General features: G+C 28.9%; 21 protein-coding genes. 20 read left to right on the top strand and 1 reads right to left on the bottom strand.

Annotated elements, in window-relative coordinates; all coding sequences use genetic code 11:
• From L3B98_RS20470 to L3B98_RS20445, 6 genes are all read left to right on the top strand, one after another.
• Positions 1-1,398: a DUF4179 domain-containing protein gene (locus tag L3B98_RS20470; RefSeq protein WP_238918059.1), complete on the top strand. Its 1,398-nt coding sequence runs from the start codon at positions 1-3 to the stop codon at positions 1,396-1,398.
• 89 nt (positions 1,399-1,487) lie between these two features.
• Positions 1,488-2,294: a RelA/SpoT domain-containing protein gene (locus tag L3B98_RS20465; RefSeq protein WP_238918058.1), complete on the top strand. Its 807-nt coding sequence runs from the start codon at positions 1,488-1,490 to the stop codon at positions 2,292-2,294.
• Between the two features lie 102 nt (positions 2,295-2,396).
• Complete coding sequence (locus L3B98_RS20460) at positions 2,397-3,470, top strand: HD-GYP domain-containing protein (RefSeq protein ID WP_015391619.1); 1,074 nt, start codon at positions 2,397-2,399, stop codon at positions 3,468-3,470.
• 380 nt (positions 3,471-3,850) lie between these two features.
• The gene (locus tag L3B98_RS20455; RefSeq protein WP_238918057.1) at positions 3,851-4,999 is read left to right on the top strand and encodes a cysteine desulfurase family protein; all 1,149 of its coding nucleotides are present in this window, start codon (positions 3,851-3,853) and stop codon (positions 4,997-4,999) included.
• Complete coding sequence (gene thiI / locus L3B98_RS20450; RefSeq protein ID WP_238918056.1) at positions 4,999-6,156, top strand: tRNA uracil 4-sulfurtransferase ThiI; 1,158 nt, start codon at positions 4,999-5,001, stop codon at positions 6,154-6,156. Before L3B98_RS20455 ends, thiI begins: the two co-directional genes overlap by 1 nt.
• Before the next feature lie 283 nt (positions 6,157-6,439).
• Entirely contained in the window at positions 6,440-6,664 is a 225-nt protein-coding gene (locus L3B98_RS20445) for a hypothetical protein (RefSeq protein WP_015391622.1), read from the top strand.
• Between the two features lie 111 nt (positions 6,665-6,775).
• Here L3B98_RS20445 and L3B98_RS20440 read toward each other — a convergent pair whose 3' ends face one another.
• Positions 6,776-7,438 (bottom strand): YoaK family protein, encoded by a 663-nt coding sequence (locus L3B98_RS20440; RefSeq protein ID WP_238918073.1) that lies wholly within the window; start codon positions 7,436-7,438, stop codon positions 6,776-6,778.
• A 254-nt stretch (positions 7,439-7,692) separates the two neighbouring features.
• Here L3B98_RS20440 and hisZ point away from each other — a divergent pair, with 254 nt between their 5' ends.
• The 14 genes from hisZ (at position 7,693) to clpP (ending at position 19,375) form a co-directional block, all read left to right on the top strand.
• Positions 7,693-8,838: an ATP phosphoribosyltransferase regulatory subunit gene (hisZ, locus tag L3B98_RS20435; RefSeq protein ID WP_017810774.1), complete on the top strand. Its 1,146-nt coding sequence runs from the start codon at positions 7,693-7,695 to the stop codon at positions 8,836-8,838.
• A 1-nt stretch (position 8,839) separates the two neighbouring features.
• The gene (gene hisG, locus L3B98_RS20430; RefSeq protein ID WP_015391625.1) at positions 8,840-9,469 is read left to right on the top strand and encodes an ATP phosphoribosyltransferase; all 630 of its coding nucleotides are present in this window, start codon (positions 8,840-8,842) and stop codon (positions 9,467-9,469) included.
• Positions 9,470-9,583: 114 nt separating this feature from the next.
• Complete coding sequence (gene hisD, locus L3B98_RS20425) at positions 9,584-10,882, top strand: histidinol dehydrogenase (protein WP_238918055.1); 1,299 nt, start codon at positions 9,584-9,586, stop codon at positions 10,880-10,882.
• Positions 10,869-11,906, top strand: a complete 1,038-nt coding sequence (locus L3B98_RS20420; protein WP_238918054.1) for a histidinol-phosphate transaminase — start codon at positions 10,869-10,871, stop codon at positions 11,904-11,906. The genes hisD and L3B98_RS20420 overlap by 14 nt, the downstream gene beginning before the upstream one ends.
• Positions 11,907-11,937: 31 nt before the next feature.
• Complete coding sequence (gene hisB / locus L3B98_RS20415) at positions 11,938-12,525, top strand: imidazoleglycerol-phosphate dehydratase HisB (RefSeq protein WP_238918053.1); 588 nt, start codon at positions 11,938-11,940, stop codon at positions 12,523-12,525.
• Between the two features lie 203 nt (positions 12,526-12,728).
• The gene (hisH, locus tag L3B98_RS20410; RefSeq protein ID WP_015391629.1) at positions 12,729-13,349 is read left to right on the top strand and encodes an imidazole glycerol phosphate synthase subunit HisH; all 621 of its coding nucleotides are present in this window, start codon (positions 12,729-12,731) and stop codon (positions 13,347-13,349) included.
• A complete protein-coding gene (gene hisA, locus L3B98_RS20405) occupies positions 13,346-14,074 on the top strand; it encodes a 1-(5-phosphoribosyl)-5-[(5-phosphoribosylamino)methylideneamino]imidazole-4-carboxamide isomerase (RefSeq protein WP_238918052.1) in 729 nt (242 codons plus the stop codon). The genes hisH and hisA overlap by 4 nt, the downstream gene beginning before the upstream one ends.
• A gap of 99 nt (positions 14,075-14,173) precedes the next feature.
• On the top strand, positions 14,174-14,935 hold the full coding sequence (gene hisF, locus L3B98_RS20400; RefSeq protein WP_238918051.1) for an imidazole glycerol phosphate synthase subunit HisF: 762 nt from the start codon (positions 14,174-14,176) through the stop codon (positions 14,933-14,935).
• Positions 14,936-14,971: 36 nt separating this feature from the next.
• The gene (gene hisI, locus L3B98_RS20395) at positions 14,972-15,301 is read left to right on the top strand and encodes a phosphoribosyl-AMP cyclohydrolase (RefSeq protein WP_238918050.1); all 330 of its coding nucleotides are present in this window, start codon (positions 14,972-14,974) and stop codon (positions 15,299-15,301) included.
• Between the two features lie 51 nt (positions 15,302-15,352).
• Positions 15,353-15,679: a phosphoribosyl-ATP diphosphatase gene (gene hisE, locus L3B98_RS20390; protein WP_238918049.1), complete on the top strand. Its 327-nt coding sequence runs from the start codon at positions 15,353-15,355 to the stop codon at positions 15,677-15,679.
• Between the two features lie 430 nt (positions 15,680-16,109).
• Positions 16,110-16,304: a hypothetical protein gene (locus L3B98_RS20385; protein WP_238918048.1), complete on the top strand. Its 195-nt coding sequence runs from the start codon at positions 16,110-16,112 to the stop codon at positions 16,302-16,304.
• Between the two features lie 124 nt (positions 16,305-16,428).
• Positions 16,429-17,247, top strand: coding sequence for a hypothetical protein (locus L3B98_RS20380; protein WP_238918047.1), 819 nt, complete (start codon positions 16,429-16,431; stop codon positions 17,245-17,247).
• 94 nt (positions 17,248-17,341) lie between these two features.
• Positions 17,342-18,625, top strand: coding sequence for a trigger factor (tig, locus tag L3B98_RS20375; protein ID WP_238918046.1), 1,284 nt, complete (start codon positions 17,342-17,344; stop codon positions 18,623-18,625).
• Positions 18,626-18,775: 150 nt separating this feature from the next.
• Positions 18,776-19,375 (top strand): ATP-dependent Clp endopeptidase proteolytic subunit ClpP, encoded by a 600-nt coding sequence (gene clpP / locus L3B98_RS20370; protein WP_015391637.1) that lies wholly within the window; start codon positions 18,776-18,778, stop codon positions 19,373-19,375.
• The last annotated feature ends 31 nt before the right edge of the window (positions 19,376-19,406 follow it).

Raw genomic sequence — 19,406 nt, 5'->3', positions numbered from 1 at the left:
ATGAGAATAAATGATGAGTTATTTGATGAAAAAGTAAGAGGAAAAATAAAAAATGAGATTAATTATGTACCAGAAGATATAAATAGTAAATTAAATGATGCTATTAATAAATTAGGTAAAAGACGATCGAATGCAAAAAAGATTGCTAGTATATGTTCGATTTTTATAATAGGTATGCTTCTATTAGGAATTACGATGCCAGCTTATGCAAGTAATATTCCTATTATAGGAGGGATTTTTAAAATATTTAATGATAAAAGGTATGAGAAGTATGATGAATATTCTTCTGATTTAAATATAACTAAAGAAAGTAATGGGGTAAAAATTACTATAAACAAAGTTGTCTATGATGGACTTGAATTAAATTTATTTTATACTATTGAAAGCGAAGAAGAGATGAAACATATTCCAAACTTTGATAATGCAGAATTAAAGATAAATGGAAGTAAGGTATCATTTTCAAGTGGAGGAAAAGGAAAATTCATAGATGATAAAAAGACTTTTGTTGGGATTACTCAGTATTCAATAGGAGAAAATAATATAAGATTAAAGGAATTAAAAGGAAAAGTGGGTGAAGGAGAATATATAGAAATACCTGATAAATTTATGTTAAATATTAATATTAATAAAATAGAGTATACAAAAGATGATTGGGTTAATGGAAATTGGGAATTTAATATTCCTGTAAGCAATGAAAAAATTAATGGAAAAGTCAATGAAAAAGACTGTAATATAGATTTAAGTGATATAGTAAATGGATATCAAATAAATAAAATTATTGCAACACCGATAAATACAGCAATACAAGGAGTATCAAAAGATGATAATGGGGATGGATTGAGTTTCTCTGTATTTGATAATAAGGGTAGATTTTTTAGGGAAAATGGCAGCAGTGCATCTAGTGATATAGATAAAGATGGAAATAACACTATTTACTTTAATAATGAATTTAAAGAAGTATACGAAGATACAGAAGCATTAACATTTATCCCATATAGATATACTAGATCTGGTGATACTGCCCCAAAAATTATAACGAAACTAAATTTAAAAGGGGAAACTAAGATATACACTAATGATGGAAAAGAATATGCAGCTATTACTAAAGTTGAAAGTGAAGGTGGAAAAACAAAAATTCAGTATAAATCGAAATATGGAATTAAATTTGAACCAATTGAAATAACTAATAATAAGAATGGAGAGAAGGTATTATCATTTGATGATGATTATAATGAAATAGAACAAAATGAAGCTACAACTTATCTAATAGATAGTGATGAGTATGTATTTTCTTTTGATAGAGCAATTAAGGATGGAGATTATTCAGTAAGTGTTATTGATAACTCTAAATTGTTAGAAATATATAATGATAAGAAATTCACTATTAAGATAAAGTAAAGAGGTTTATACATTTATTATGTATGATTTTAAATTAATGAAGTATAATTAAAGTACAAAAATAATAATAAACAAAGGGGCATATATAGATGGATAAAAAATTTAGTATGCATGGATTTTTATCCAAGTATCCTAGAACAGAAGAAACTATTTTAAAACACAATATAAATGTGGATAATCTTAAGGAAATTTACGAAGATTATATGGAATATAAAAATTCATATGAAAGTCAAGCAGAGTTTATAGCTAATATATTGAGATCAGAAAATATGGTACATTCAGTTAAATCCAGAATTAAGGATCCAGATAGATTAATTGAGAAGATTATAAGAAAAACAGAAGATAGAAAGAGTAAATATGGAAGAGATTTTGAATTTACAGTAGAAAACTATAAAAATGAAATAAATGACTTAATAGGAATTAGGGTTATTCATATTTTTAAGGATCAATGGCAGGGAATACATGAATTTATTTCTAAGACTTGGAATGTAATTGAGATTACAGCTAATGTTAGAGATGGTGATAACATAGAAGTTTTTGATGATCCTAGTATTGAGGTAAGATCGAAAGCATCTGGATATAGATCTGTTCATTATCTTGTGGAATTTTATCCAACGAATCAAAAGGTTATTGCCGAAATACAGGTTAGAACGATTTTTGAAGAAGGTTATGGAGAAATTGATCATAGATTAAGATATTCACATAATGAAATTCCAGAAATTTTGAAATCAAACTTATTATTATTTAATAGAATTGTAGGAAGTGCAGATGAAATGGCATCTTTAATCAACAATTTAAGCAAGGAATGGGGAGAAAAAGAGACAAATTATAAAAAAATAATAGAGAAACAAAAAGCAGAAATATATAAATTAAAAAACAACAAAATACAAAATTAGCAGTATGAATTATAACTAGTAACGATTCATTTAATTTCCTTGACCGACAATAGCTAGTCTTTATATAATTATATATAAAGAGTATTGAGAGGGGGTATTTAAATGATTTATGTGCCTCAATTTAAATTGAAAAGTGGTATGGAACTGGCTTGCGATATAGAACTAGATTCTAAAATGAAATCAAAAGCCTTGCTATTTAAAAAAGGAACTATATTAACAAAAGATAATATTGATAATTTAGTTAAGTTCGGTATTGTTGGTGTTTATATTGAAGACGGAAGAAATAATGAGATTTTAGATTACAAATTAAGAAAAGAATCAGTATTTGCAATTAAAAAAATATTTGATGTTTGCGAAAACACTCATAAGATTTTGGATGAAAATAGTATAAAAGAAATTGAGAAAATATCTGAAAAACTTGTTGAAAATATTAGTAAAAATAAAGGCGTTACTGTAGGAATTTCTGATTTGCAGACCTACGATGAAGATACATATTTACATTCTCTAAGTGTGACTGTCATATCAATTGCAATAGGAGCAGAATTGGGGTTAGATAAGCAACAGCTTTGCAATTTAGGCGTATGTGCTTTGATGCATGATATTGGAAAAGTTGAAATTCCTATTGAACTAATTTCAAAACCAGGTAAATTAACTGATATTGAATTTGATATAGTAAAAACACATGCAACACTAGGTGCAAATTACATAATAAAAAATGATTTGTTAGATAAAGAAATATATTTAGGGATAATTAGTCATCATGAAAAATATGATGGATCTGGATATCCGAATGGATTGAAAAAAAATGAGATACCTATTTTTGGAAGAATAATTACAGTTGCAGATGTGTATGATGCTTTAACAGCCAAAAGACCTTATAGACAACCAATAAAACCATTTGAGGCAATTGAATATATCATGGGTGGCGTAGGGACTAGCTTTGATTATGATGTGGTTAAAGCTTTTTTGAGAAAGATAGAACCATATTCTGTAGGAGTTCATGTAAGATTGAGTGATGGTAGAAAGGGCATTATAATGAAAGTAAACCATGAAAATCCATTAAGACCAATATTAAAAATTGTAGGGGGAGATGGGGAAGTTTTAGATCTTTTAAGTGATTCCAGTTTGAAGAATATTGTTATTAAGGGTATTGATTATAATTATTTGATAAAATAATATTGGAATATTTGCGAAAATAATGATAAATTTTGATAAATATTATGAAAAAAAATATAAATTATGTGTTCCAATTCGTCATAATTGTGTTATAATAGAGTTAACCCTAATAAATACTAAATAAAACCCCTTAACAATTTTCTCTCTCTAAAGCAGTAAATAAGCTTTCTTATTTACTGCTTTATTTGTGTGTGAGGATATTATGAAAAATAAATAATCAGTATGATAGACTTTGGAGAGCTAAAAAATAAAGGGACTATACAGATAATTTTTTTTTGTTATAATAAAATGTGTAAAATACATAGTAAATTTATAAGAAAAATCAGAAAAATATATTTTGATTTTTTCTTATGTCAAAAAATGAAAGGAAGAAAATAATTTTGGAAGTTTATTTTGATAATAGTTCAACTACAAAACCTTTAGAAGAAGTAATAAACGAAGTGACTTTTGGAATGAAGGAGTTTTATGGAAATCCTTCATCTTTACATAATTTAGGCTTAAAGAGTGAGAAGAAACTCAAAGAATGTAGAGAGGTCTTAGCGAAAACTATAAATGCTGCTGAAAATGAAATACATTTTAATTCTGGTGGAAGTGAAGGAAATAATTTCATTCTTAAAGGGCTATTGAAAAGCGGATCACATATTATTACAACACCATTTGAGCATGCTTCAATTTTAAATACAATAAAGAAATTAGAAGAAAATAATGTTAAAGTGACCTTATTAAGAGTCGATGAAGAAGGAAAGATAGATTTAAATCATTTAAGAGATGCAATAACTAAGGAAACTGTACTTATTTCAATAATGCATGTAAATAATGAAATTGGAGTAATTCAAGATTTAGATGACATAAGTAAAATAATAAGAGAAACCAGTAGTAGAGCTAAATTTCATGTGGATGCTGTTCAGAGCTATGGAAAAATTCCTATTGATGTAAAGAAATTAAATATAGATTTTTTAACAACAAGTGCTCATAAAATTCATGGACCAAAAGGAGTTGGATTTATATATGTTAAAAAGCCAAACGCATTAGTTTCATTAATTGAAGGTGGTTCACAAGAATTTGGCTTTAGAGCTGGGACACAAAATGTACCGGGAATTATGGGTATGAGTTTGGCTGGCAAGATAGCTAATGAAAATATGAAAGATAATTATGATAAAGTGCTGAAAATAAAAGAAAAGTTTATTGAAAAGTTAAAAAATATTCCCAATATAAGGATAAACAGCTTATTAAATGATAGTTTTTCACCGTATATTTTAAATGTATCTTTTATAGGTGTTAGAGGTGAAGTTTTACTTCATTATTTAGAGGAAGCAGGAATATATGTATCTACAGGATCAGCTTGTTCATCGAAAGAAAGAGAAAGAATTGGCGGTAGCTATGTCTTAAAGTCTTTAGGTTTAAGTAAGGATGAAATTGCTGGAGGAATTAGATTTTCTTTTTCAGATGATAATAAAGAAGAAGAAGTTGATTATGTAATTGAAATTTTAGAAAAAGGATTAAAATTTTTGAGGAGGATTAAGAAATAATGAAAGAACTTATTTTAGTAAAATATGCCCCAGAAATATTTTTAAAGGGATTAAATAAAGGAAAATTTGAAAGAAAATTAAGAGATAATATCGGAAAGAAACTTGAAGGAATAAAAGCAGAATTTATACATGATAGTGGAAGATATTTTATAAGAACTGATGAGGTAGAAGAAAGTATTAATAGAATAAAAAAAGTATTTGGAGTATTGGAAGTATGCTTGGTTAGAGAAGTAGAAATTGATTTTGCTGCAATAAAAGATGAAGCTTTACAAAAAATGAAGGAAGCAAAGGGTAGTACTTTTAAGGTTGTAACAAATAGAGCAAATAAAAAGTTTGAATTAAATTCCATGGAAGTGTCAAGAGAAGTTGGAGCATATGTTTTAAGTAATTTAGATAGGGAAATCACTGTTGATGTAAAAACTCCAGAAATCCTATTAAATATAGAAGTCAGAAATAATTATGCTTATGTTTGGTCTAATAATGACATAACAAAAGGGGCAGCAGGTATGCCTTATGGTACAAATGGTAGCACTATGTTAATGCTATCAGGTGGAATTGATTCACCAGTTGCAGGATATCTTATGGCTAAAAGAGGAGTAGAATTAAACTGTGTATATTATCACAGCCATCCATATACTTCAGAAAGAGCTAAAGACAAGGTTAAGGAATTAGCTAAAATACTTTCCGAATATACTGAAAAAATAACCTTATATATAGTTCCATTTACAGATATTCAAATGGAGATTATAGATAAGTGCAGGGAAGATGAACTTACTATAATAATGAGAAGATTTATGATGAGAATAGCATGTGATCTTTCTGAAAAGTATGGAATAAACTCTGTTAGTACAGGTGAGAGCATTGGGCAAGTAGCAAGTCAAACTATGGATGGACTTATAGTAAGTGATGATTGTGCGGATAGACCAGCATTTAGACCTTTAATAGCTATGGATAAGACGGATATTATGGAAATAGCAAGGAAGATTGGAACTTATGAAACTTCTATACTTCCATATGAGGATTGCTGTACTATATTTGTACCTAAGCATCCAAAAACAAATCCAAAGCTTAATGAAATTAGAAAAGAAGAAGAAAAATTAAATATAAATGAATTAGTAGAAAAGGCAATTGATAATATTGAAATTGTGAATTTCTAGGACTTAAAAATAAAGTTGCAATTCATTTTATATAATTAGAATAAAACATTTATACATATTTCTAAGTTGAAATTTGTATAAATGTTTTTTTATTATAAAGAATGTAAACATTTATAATAATTCATAGTATTTAATAAATAATTGCATAGAAAAAATTGAAATAATATAAAAAATGTGATATGCTCATTGTAGTAACATGTTATGTACTATTAGATAAAAAATAGTTATAATAAAATTAAAAAACATAACTTTATAACTTGAAAAATAGAAAAGAGGTAAGAGTATGATAATAGTAAATTGTGCATTGAGACAAGATGACGTAATAAAGATTGTAGAAGAAATCGAAGTTGAAGGTGAAAAAGTATTTAAATTTGTAAAAAAAGAGGGTCTTAAATTATTTTTTGATTGTAGCCTTGAGGATTCAGCAAAAGCTGCTACAATTGCAAAACAAGCAATAAAAGATACTCAACTTGGTAAAGCTTTATTTTTTAGCGTAAATCCAGCATAGATATAAAAGAAATAATAGATTGTCCATATTCAACAGTACAAATAAATGTTAAATATGGACAATCTATTTTTATTATTTTGTAATAAATAATATTAAATTATGTAAATAGAATCAAGAATCATAAATTCTCAATAAAATTAAAGAGAAAATTAATATTACAGATGCAAACCAAATCGACTTTATACCTACCCATATGCTAGTTATTCCACCAATGCAAGAGCCTAGTAAAAAAGATAATATTATTATTGAATATCTCATAGTGCTTGCTGCAGCTTTTTCATCTTTTCGAGTGAATGCAATATATGCTGAGTGACAAGCTGATCTTAAATTCCCTGTGCACATAGTTGTGCAATATGGAGAATCAACCAAAGTTCTAAACGAAGATATTTGAACAGCTGAAACAAAAGAAATAGGAACTGTAATAAAAATATCAGGAATTGAGTTTGGTATAAATCCAATAATAAATAATACAACTATTTCTAAAGCAAGAATAATAGATTCGGAATTAATGGTGAAAGCAATCGAAGGAGGACTAAAATCCTTTATTCTTTCTGCAACTAGAGTTCCGACTATAAATGCTAAAATTGGGAAAAAGGCCATTAATGCTTGCATAAAATGTCCTTTAGTAAATTCTATTCCTACTAAAACAATGTTTCCGGTTTGAGCATTTGCAAAGACTCCGCCTCTACAAACAAAAGTATAGGAATCTAAAAATCCACCAACTATTGCTAGAAGAAACCCCAATTTAACTGATTGTGAAATTTTTGGATACATTTTAGTTTCGTTGGTATTTGTATTATTATTTGTTGTTGTATTTTTAGTAATCAATTCTATAATTACTCCTTTCATATTATTGAAAACATGAAGTTTTCATATTTACTATAATAGTTAAAGATGATATAAAAATCAACTTTCTTGAAAATTTTTTAGAATTATTGACATGCAATAGAAAATACTATATTATAAATTTAATTACAGTTTAGCACGTTAAAGCGATAAAATATAAATGGATAATAGTGGGGTGGAAAATGAGTAAGAAGAATATGCTTCCAGAGGGAACAAGGGACTTGATTTTAAACGAATGTATAATAAAGAGAAAATTAGAAAGAGATATAGACAATCTATTTGAAAAGTGGGGATATAAAGAAGTTATTACACCAACTGTTGAATTCTATGAAACTTTTAACCATGATTCACAAACCTTAAAAGAAGAAGATATGTATAAGTTTTTTGATAATAGGGGACGTATTTTGGTGTTGAGACCAGATATGACAATTCCTATAGCTAGAGTTGTTCAAACAAAATTAAAGGATGTAGAATTTCCAATTAAGTTAAGATATACTTCTAATGTATTTAGAGTGCATGAAAGCTTAGGTGGTAAAAGAAATGAATATACCGATTGTGGTGTAGAATTTATAGGTCTTGAAAATAAAAAGTCTGATTTAGAAATTTTAGTGCTTGCATTGGAAGCATTGAAAAAATTGGGATTAAGTGACTTTAAACTTGAAATAGGTAATATAGGAATATTTAATGGGGCTTTTAATGATTTGAAAATAAATGTAGAAGATAAAGAGATAATCGCAAATTTTATTGAAGAAAAAAATTTAAAAAATTTAGAGGATTATTTAGGTAACTTAGAAATTAAAGAAGAATATAAAAAATTTTTCAATAAACTTCCTTGGCTATTTGGAGATAAACAAATCATAAGTGAAGCAAAAAAATTAGCATTTAATAATGAAATAATTGAAAATTTAAAATATCTTGAAGAGTTATATAATCAGTTAGAGGAATTGGGATATGGTGAAAGTGTGACTTTTGATTTGGGAATGGTTCCAAGACTCAATTATTATACAGGTATAATTTTTAGAGGTTATGGAGAAGGCCTTGGAAATACTCTATTAAGAGGTGGAAGATATGATGGTTTAATAAAATTTGCTAATTCTTTTGTGCCAGCTGTTGGGTTTTCAATAGATATTAATTCGGTTATCTCAACTTTTGAATTAGATGAAAGTTGTATTAAAACAGAAAATGAATATAAGATTTACTACAATGATAAAGATAGAATTAAAGCAATTAAAAAGAGTGAAGAACTTAGAGAAGAAGGGTATATTGTTGAATTACTTCCGAATAATGATATTAATGAAATAAAAATTATTAATGGGGGCGAACTATAAAATGAGCATAAGCATAGCATTGACAAAGGGGAGACTAGAACAAGAAACAATAAAAATATTAGACAAGGCAAAATTTGATCCATCTGAACTAAAAAATAAAGGAAGAAAACTTGTATTTAAAGATAAAACTCAAGATATAGATTATTTTTTGGTTAAAGCTGCTGATTCAATAACTTATGTTGAACATGGAGTAGCTGACCTTGGAGTTGTGGGGAAGGATACCATTTTAGAATATGATAATAATTGCTATGAAGTATTAGATTTGGGTTTTGGAAAGTGTGGTTTTATAGTTGCATCATTACCTGAAAATGATATTTTCAAGAAGGTTGGACATATTAAGATAGGAACTAAATATCCAAAGGTTGCTAAAGATTACTTTAAAAAGAAAGGAATGGATGTCGAGGTTATAAAAATAGAGGGTTCTGTTGAACTCGCACCAATACTAGGATTGTGTGATGGTATCGTAGATATTATGGAAACAGGAACAACTTTGAAGGAAAATGGATTAGTTGTACTTGATAGAATTTGTGAAATAAGTGCAAGATTAATAGTAAATAGGGCTAGTTTTAAAATGAAACAAGCTGAAATAGGAAATTTTATAGAAAGGATTAAAGAAGTGATAAATAATTGACAAAAAACGTGAAATGTTGATAATTATAATTAGTATATTTTAATTTATTAATAAAAATATATATTAAAAATTAAAAAAACGATTTTTGGCAAGGTAGAGGGGGCGGTTTATTCCATGTTAAATTTGATGGAAATAACAAAAGAAAATAAGAAAACTTTAATAAAGGAACTTAAAGGAAGAGTTGCAGAAACAGAACAAGAAATAATATCAAGCGTGTATGGCATTTTATCAAAGGTTAAAAGCGAAGGGGATAAAGCTTTATTTGATTTTACAAAAGCCTTTGACAAAATTGTTCTAAAGAATTTGGAGGTTTCAAAGGATGAAATCGAGGAGTGTTTTAATAAGGTTGAAGATGATTTTATTGAAGCATTAAAAGAAGCAAAAGTAAATATTGAAGCTTATCATAATAAGCAGAAATCAAATGGCTTCTTAATGACTAAAGACAAGGGAGTTTATCTGGGGCAAAGAGTGCTTCCTTTAGAAAGAGTTGGAGTATATGTTCCTGGTGGGACTGCTGCGTATCCTTCATCAGTACTAATGAATGTAATTCCTGCAAAAGTTGCAGGGGTAGATGAAATTATAATGGTTACTCCTCCTGATAAGGATGGTGGAATTAATCCATATATAGGGGTAGCTGCTAAAATTGCTGGAATAGATAAGATATATAAGGTTGGAGGAGCTCAAGGGGTAGCTGCCTTAGCATATGGAACTGAGACTATTCAAAAGGTTGATAAAATTGTTGGGCCTGGAAACATATTTGTTGCTACTGCAAAGAAGTTAGTATTTGGAGAGGTTGATATAGATATGATTGCAGGGCCTAGTGAAATATTAGTTATCGCTGATGAAAAATCAGATCCAAGTTTTGTTGCTGCAGACTTAATGTCACAGGCGGAACATGATAGGTTGGCATCTTCAATATTGATAACAACTTCTAAAGCTTTATATGAAAAAGTAGAAGTAGAATTGGAAAAACAAATTAAAACTCTTGAAAGAGAAGAAATAATAAGAGCTTCCTTTAAAGATTTTGGTACAGCAATAATATGTGCAAATATTGAAGAGTGTATTGATATATCTAATGCAATTGCTCCTGAGCATTTAGAAATAATGGTAGATGATCCAATGCAATATTTAGGAATGGTTAGAAATGCAGGCTCTGTGTTTTTGGGAAGGTATTGTCCAGAACCTATTGGAGATTATTTTGGAGGAACAAACCATGTATTGCCTACTAGTGGTACAGCAAGATTTTTTTCACCATTATCAGTTGATAGTTTTATAAAGAAATCTTCATTTATTTATTATTCAAAAGAAGCAATTGAAGAAAATGGAGAAAAGATAATAACTTTAGCAAATAAAGAGGGACTTACAGCTCATGCTAATTCAGTGAAAGTGAGATTAAACCATGGGCGTGTATAATGAGTATATCGATGCTTATGATGAATATGTTGTTAGACTAGATAGTAATGAGATATATCTAGAAATGGATGAAAATATGCACAGGCAGATGAAATCTTGTTTAACTAGCATGGAGTTACATAGATATCCTACTAATGAAATGAACGAAATTAAAGAGTTATATGCAAAATATTCAAGTGTAGAAAGCAAAAATATTATAGTAAGTAATGGTTCAGATGAAGCAATTGAACTGGTTATAAGTAGGATGATAAAGCAAGGGAAAAAAGCATTAAGTTTGTGTCCTGATTTTGTAATGTATGATTTTTATGTTTCAAGATTTGGTGGAGAGCTTGTAACCTATAACATTGATAAAACTATGAATTTTAAGGTGGAAGAATTTATAGAGCTCGGAAAGCAAGAAAAGGTTGATTTGATTCTTTTTTCTAATCCTAATAATCCTACAGGGATAAGTATAGAAATAGAAGATCTAATTAAAATATTAGAAGAATTTAAAGATACAATAGTTCTTGTGGATGAAGCTTATTATGAATTTCATGGTGAGTCTATGCTTCAATATATAAATAAGTATAAAAATCTCATGGTGACGAGAACTCTTTCAAAAGCATGGGGACTTGCATCCTTAAGAATTGGTTTTTTAATTACTCATGAAAGCAACATAGAGGAATTATTAAATTATAAAGTGCCTTATACAATAAGTTCTTTTTCACAAAATTTAGCAGCTATAGTATTGAGATATCCACAAAATGTTGTGAAAAATACAAAGCTAGTAGTAAAACAAAGAGAAGAATTATATGCAAATCTAAAGGAAATTCAAAAAAATGCAGCTATGAAAATTGAGTTTTACCCATCTAAAGGAAACTTTATTTATGGCAGAACGAAACATAAGGATGCTTTAATAAAAGGACTCGAAAATAATGGCATTGTAATTCGAAGTCTTAAAGGCGATACCTTTAGAATAACTGTTGGATCTGCGATGCAGAATAGAAAAGTGGTAGATGCAATAGCGAAGATTTTTATGTATTAATTATTCTATTATAGAATTTTAGGAGGACAATATGATAGAAAGAAGTTCAAAGAAAGAAAGAATAACCCAAGAAACAAGTATTAATTTGGAACTTAATTTGGATGGAAGTGGAAATAGTCAAATAAACACTGGCATTGGCTTCTTTGATCATATGTTAAATTTATTTGCTTTTAATGGGAAAATGGATTTAAAAGTTTCTGCTAAAGGTGATTTAGATGTATGTGATCATCATACAATTGAGGATATAGGAATAACTCTTGGTGAGGCTTTTAAGGAAGCTTTAGGAGATAAAGCTGGAATTAATAGATATGGAACGTTTTATGTTCCTATGGATGAAACTTTAGCTTTGGTATCCTTAGACATAAGCAATAGACCTTATTTGGTTTTTGATTGTGATTTCAAAAGAGAAAAAGTAGGAGAAATGTCAACAGAGATGATTGTGGAATTTTTTAGAGCTTTTGCTTTCAATGCTGGAATAACTCTTCATTTAAAAGTTTTATATGGGGAAAATGATCATCATAAGATTGAAGCCTTATTTAAAGCATTAGGAAGAGCTATTAAGGAAGCAAAGTTTAGAAGCGAGGAAAATGGAATACCATCTACAAAAGGAAGTATTTAGGCAGTTTACAGTTGGGGGATAGCAAACTTGTAAACTGATAGATATAACTGTACTTTGCCTACAGGGTACACTAAGGGGTATAAACTGTAAACTGCAACTGTACATTACCCGCAGAGTACCCTAAAGGGCATAAACTGCTAACTAATAACTATAAATGTAAACTGTATCTTGTGAACTGTAAACTGAACAATTGGGGTGTTTGAATGATAGTAATAATTGATTATGGAATGGGAAATTTAAAAAGTGTTAAAAATGCTCTTGATTTTCTGAAATTAGAAAGTAAAATTTCGGCTGAGATAGAAGAAATTCAGAAGGCAGATGCATTAATATTGCCAGGGGTTGGAGCTTTCCCGGATGCAATGGACACTATTGAAAAACTAGCTTTGGATAAAGTTATTAAAGAAGAAGTGAGGAAGAAAAAACCTCTTCTTGGTATATGCCTTGGTATGCAGTTACTATTTGAAAAAGGCTTTGAAGGAATTGAAAGAAAAGGTCTTGGATTGCTAAAAGGGAATATTGTTAAAATGAAAGAAGATAAAAGTAACAGTGTAAAGATTCCTCATATTGGCTGGAATAATTTATTATACAATAAAAAAGATGAACTTTTTAATTCAATAGAAGAAGGAAAATTTGTTTATTATGTTCATTCATATTTTGCGCAAGATTATAATAAGGAAGATTTAATTGCGTATAGTGAATACGGTGATAACAAAATTCCAGGTGTTGTTAGGAGTAGCAATGTCATTGGGGCTCAATTTCATCCAGAAAAGAGTGGAACTGTAGGATTAAGTATTTTAAAGAACTTCGGGGAGTTGATTAAATGATAATTTTACCAGCAATTGATATCATAGATGGAAAACCAGTAAGATTATATCAAGGAGATTATGATAAAAAAGAAATAGTTGCAGAAGATGTATTTGAGACAGCAAAGTCTTTTCAAGCTGTTGGGGCTGAATATGTACACTTAGTTGATTTAGATGGAGCAAAGAGTGGGAGCAATGAAAATCATGAACTAGTAATAAAAATTGCTAACATGCTTAAAATTCCTGTGGAGCTTGGAGGAGGAATACGTTCTTTTGAAACAATAAAATACTTATTAGATAATGGAATTTCTAGAGTTATTCTTGGAACCATAGCAATGGAAGACGAGGAGTTACTAAAAAAAGCAATAAATACATATGGAGAAAAGATTGCAGTTGGAATAGATTGTAAAGATGGAAAAGTATATGGAAGAGGCTGGTTAGCTGGAAGTGATTTAGATTATATTGAATTTGCTAAAAAGATGGAAGCTGTTGGTGTTAAAAACATAATAGTAACTGATATAAGCAAAGATGGGACCTTGAAAGGACCAAATGTTGAAATGCTTAAAAAGTTAAAAGAAACAGTTAATATTGATATTACTGCATCTGGCGGGATTAGAGATATTGAAAATATAAAGGATTTAGCAGAAATGGGATTATATGGTGCAATAACAGGTAAAGCAATATATGCAAAAACCTTATCCTTAGAAGAAGCAATAGTTGTTGCTAAATCAACTGTAACCTACTAACTATAACTGTAAACTGTGAATTGTAAATTGCCACAGGATACCATAAAGGGCATGAACTGTAACTTGTAAACTGTAAACTGAAAAAGTTGGGGGTGTTTTATGCATACAAAGAGAATTATTCCATGTCTTGATGTAAAAGAAGGAAGAGTTGTAAAAGGTATTAATTTTGAAGGCTTAGTAGACGTTGGAGATCCTGTTGCTTTAGCTGAATATTATAATAAACAAGGTGCAGATGAATTGGTTTTTTTAGATATTACTGCCACCCATGAAAAAAGAGGTATAATGGAAAAAGTAGTTCAAAGTGTAGCTGAAAAGATTTTTATTCCATTTACCGTTGGTGGAGGATTAACTAATTTAGATGATATAAAGTCTATCCTCAGAGCAGGAGCAGATAAAATAAGTTTAAATTCAGCTGCGGTAAGAAACAAGAAGCTCATAAAAGAAGGAGCCTTCTATTTTGGAAGTCAGTGTATAGTGTTAGCCGCAGATGCTAAAAAGAGAGCAGATAATACTGGATGGAACGTTGTGATAAATGGTGGAAGAATTGATACGGGGATGGATTTGCTAAAATGGATTGAAGAAGCAACTTCTCTTGGAGCAGGAGAAATACTATTAACATCAATGGATGCAGATGGAACTAAAAAAGGCTTTGACCTAGAATTAACAAAAGCAGTGAGTGATATAACTAATGTTCCTGTAATTGCTTCAGGAGGGTGTGGATGTTTAAAGGATTTCTATGATGTATTTGAAAATAATATTGCTGATGCAGCTTTAGCAGCTTCACTTTTCCATTATGGAGAACTCACAGTTGATGAAGTTAAACAATATTTAAATGAAAGAAGTGTTCCTGTGCGTATTTAATTAGAGATATATAATAATGGTTGGAGGAAAATTCTAATGGATATTTGTAAAAGAGTGGAGCAAGTTGATTTTGAAAAGGGAAATGGTTTAGTTCCTGCTATAGTTCAAGATTATAAAACAAAAGAAGTTTTAATGTTAGCATATATGTCTAAAGAGAGTTTAAGAAAAACCTTTGAAGGAGAAACAACTTGGTTTTATAGCAGAAGTAGAAATGAACTTTGGAATAAGGGAGCAACATCTGGTCATTTTCAATATGTTAAGGAAATAAGAATAGATTGTGATAATGATACATTGCTAATCCTTGTGGAGCAAAAGGGTGCTGCATGTCATACAGGAGAAAAAAGCTGTTTTTATAGAACTTTATAATATTGCTACTAATGAAATGTTTACTGAGTATATGATAATGGAGGGATAGGAATGGATGGAAATATTAAAGCCTTATATGACGTGATTTTGAAAAGAAAAACCGAAGGTGAAGAAGGGTCTTATACAAAATATCTTTTTGAAAAAGGAACAGATAAAATATTAAAAAAAGTTGGAGAAGAATGTACTGAGGTAATAATTAGCTGTAAGGAAGATAATAAGGAAGAACAAATTAATGAAATATGTGATCTTACATTTCATCTTCTTGTATTAATGGCACAAATGGATATTTCAGTTGAAGAAGTTTCAGCAGAACTGGAAAGAAGAAGAAATAAAATTAATAATTTAAAAAATGAAAGAAAGCCTATAATAAATGTCTAATACAAGTAGAATGATTTATATGAATTTTATCAAAAGGATTGTTTTTAGAGCAATTCTTTTTTTTTATTCAAGAGAGTTAAGGTGTGGTAACTAGTATTGCGAACAAAAAAAGAAAACCTGTAGACTATGAGCACAGGTTTTCGTATGTCCATTTGAGAAAGGGAATAAATGAACATACCATTGTGGGTTTATATAACTTTATAGTGTATACTATAAAGTGTATGGGCATAATAATAGTTAATTAATTTTATTATACAATAAACAAAGAAAAAAACAATATTTTTTTATAATGCGACAATTAACTTTTAAAGAAATGTTTATTAAATGGTTGAAATAAATAAAAAAGTTTGATTTAATGTAAAAAAACTGTGAAAAATAAAAATATACATATTGAAGAAAAATATTAATTATATTTTAGGGAGAAAAAATTATGATTGAAATTAGAAAAGAAGATTTATTAAAAGACACAATAGATTATGAAGAATATTCAGAAAATGTATGTAAGTTAACAATAGAAGAATTAAAAGCAGAAGGTTTATTGAAGTGTGGGGGCTGTTGTATGAAGGGCGAAAATAAAGAGGATAAATGCGGTAATTGTAAAAGTAAAAATAGCTGCAAAAAATAGATATCTGTGAAATTCAAATATTATTATTTTATTACAAATTATAATATATTGTAGATTTAAGTATAGTAATAATATATAATGAATTTGTTTGTTAATACATAAAAAGATTCGGAGGGATCTAGGTTTGGGAAAGCCAAGTATTTTTAGTAAAGAATATGAAAAAAAAATGAAAAAGAGAAAAAGAACTATATTGATATTTTCTTTAGCTGTAATAGTGGTAATAGTTGCACTTGTATTTAAAGTTATTTATAATCCAATTGATTATAAAAACATTAAAAATAATATACAAGCCTGGATTGATAGTGATACTACTAATGTAGACAAAAAGACACAAACTGAAACAAAAGCTAATAATAATGAAGATACGAATAAGAAGGAAGAGCCGGCTAAGAAAGAAACACCAAAGCCTGCAGAAGAATTTATTAATATAACTTTAGCCAGTGGAAATACTGCTAAGGCAATATACGTTGATAATAATGGTGAAAAAATATTTAAAACCTTAGAGAGTAGTGATACAGGAATAAGTTTTGACTTAAGTCCGTCAGGAAAGCAAATAATTGTCATGGATACGAATGCTGTAATAACATTATATAATGTAGATGGAACCAATAAGGTTGTATCAAAGGATCAATATGTATCTACAAAAGGAAGTGTTTTTGCAAAAGACGCTATAATTCAATCTAACCCAGGATATTTGTGGAATGTCAATCCTAAATTTATTAGTGAAGATAAAATCATTTTTGTGACTAATAGACCTTATTTTGGAGGTGCAGCACTTAAACAATATATATGGATGACAGATATTTCAAATGATAGTGATAAAATATTTTGGGATTTAGCTGGTCAGAGCATAGAAATTGGAGCAAAGGAAGAAAAAGGAGTTAAAGTCACTGTTGACGGACAGACTCATTATATAGATATGAATGGTAATAATATTCAATAAAGATAATATTAATAAATTATTTGATAAGATTTACGGGTTTATGGTATAATGACCTAGTTAAAATAGATGTACACTGTTTAGGAGGAAAGAATAAATGAAAGCTAACGTAGAAAAAATAGAAACAAATGTGATAAAACTAGAAATAAGGGTTGAAGCTGAAAAATTCAACGCAGCAATAACTAAAGCTTATAATAAAAATAAGAGTAGATATAACATTCCAGGGTTTAGAAAAGGAAAAGTTCCAATGGCAATGGTTAAAAAATTCTATGGAGTAGAAGTATTCTATGATGATGCAGTTAACTTTGCTATTGAAGAATCATATCCAGCAGCATTAGATCAAGAAAACATTAGACCAGTAGACTACCCACAAATTGATGTAGTTGAATTAGGAGAAGGTAAGGAATTAGTTTATACTGCTACTGTTGCTACTTATCCAGAAGTAGAATTAGGAGAATACAAAGGATTAGATATTAAAAAACCTATGTATGAAGTAGAAGATAGCGAAATAGAAAAGCAAATAAAAGATATGCAAGAAAAAAATGCTAGAATTGAAGTTAAAGCAGAAGGTGCTATAGCTAAAGGTGATATAGCTGTTATAGATTTCAAAGGATACATAGATGGAGTTGCTTTTGAAGGCGGCGAAGGAAAGGATTATTCATTAGAAATTGGTTCTGGAACATTTATTGATAATTTTGAAGATCAACTAATTGGCTTAGCAATAGGAGATAAGAAGGAAGTTAATGTAACTTTCCCAGAAGCTTACGGTAAAGAAGATTTAAATGGTAAACCAGCTATGTTTGAAGTTGAAGTTAAGCAAGTAAAAGTAAAAGAATTACCAGAATTAGATGATGAATTTGCTAAAGATGTTGCAGCTGTTGATACATTTGCAGAATTAAAGGAAAATTTAAAGAAGACTTTAGAAAAGAACAATGAAGAAAAAGCTGAAAGAGAATTTGAAGAAGCTGTTATTACAGCAATAATAGAAACTTCAAAAATGGATATTCCAGTAGCTATGATAGAAAAAGAAATTGATTCTATGATGAAAGACCTTGAAGGAAGATTAAAATATCAAGGATTAAGCTTAGAACAATACATGGAATTCACTGGAAATACAACAGAAAAAATGAGAGACTTCATGAAAGAAAATGCTGAAAGAAAAGTTAAGGCAGATTTAGTTCTTGAAGCAGTTGCTAAAGCAGAAGATATCAAAGCTACAGATGATGAAGTAAGTGCAAAAGCTTTAGAATTAGCAAAAATGTATAGCCCTAAAGAGCCAGAAAAAATGGCTGATGTTTTAGCTAAAGCTCAAAGAAGTATTCTTGAAAAAGACATAATATTAGAAAATACAATTAAATTTATAAAAGAAAATTGCAAATAATTTATTTTGCGATATAATATAAAATAAGCATAACAATTAAGATTGCCAGAAAAATTTTTCTGGCAATTTATTCAAATAAGGATTAACAAATTAATCCAAAAATTATATAATTAATGTTAGGCAAGAATAAAATAGTAGAGGAGGATTTATATGGCTTTAGTACCAATGGTTGTAGAACAAACAAGTAGGGGAGAACGTTCCTATGATATATTTTCTAGATTGTTAAAAGAAAGAATAATTATGTTAAGTGGCGAAGTAAACGATGATACAGCCAATTTAATAGTAGCACAATTATTGTTCTTAGAAAGTGAAGATCCTGATAAGGATATATTTTTATATATAAATAGTCCAGGAGGATCTATAACAGCAGGAAATGCTATTTATGATACTATGCAATTTATTAAGTGTGACGTGTCAACAATATGTATTGGAATGGCAGCTTCAATGGGAGCATTTTTACTTTCATGTGGAGCAAAAGGAAAGAGATATGCTCTTCCAAATGCTGAGGTTATGATACATCAACCACTAGGTGGATTCCAAGGTCAAGCAACAGATTTTGAAATTCATGCTAAGAGAATATTAAAGATGAAAGATACTTTAAATAGGATTTTAAGTGAAAATACTGGAAAACCTTTAGAAGTTATAAAAGCTGACGTTGAAAGAGATAACTTTATGTCTGCTGAAGAAGCTAAAAATTATGGCTTAATAGATGAAGTTATGATAAGACACAATACAGGAAAAGATAAATAGGATAAAGTATTTAATTAATGCGTTTAAGTGA

Origin of the sequence: Clostridium sp. YIM B02555 (assembly GCF_022320955.1) — a bacterium.
Taxonomy (GTDB): Bacteria; Bacillota; Clostridia; order Clostridiales; family Clostridiaceae; genus Clostridium; species Clostridium saccharoperbutylacetonicum.
This window is presented reverse-complemented; position numbering and strand designations above follow the sequence as displayed.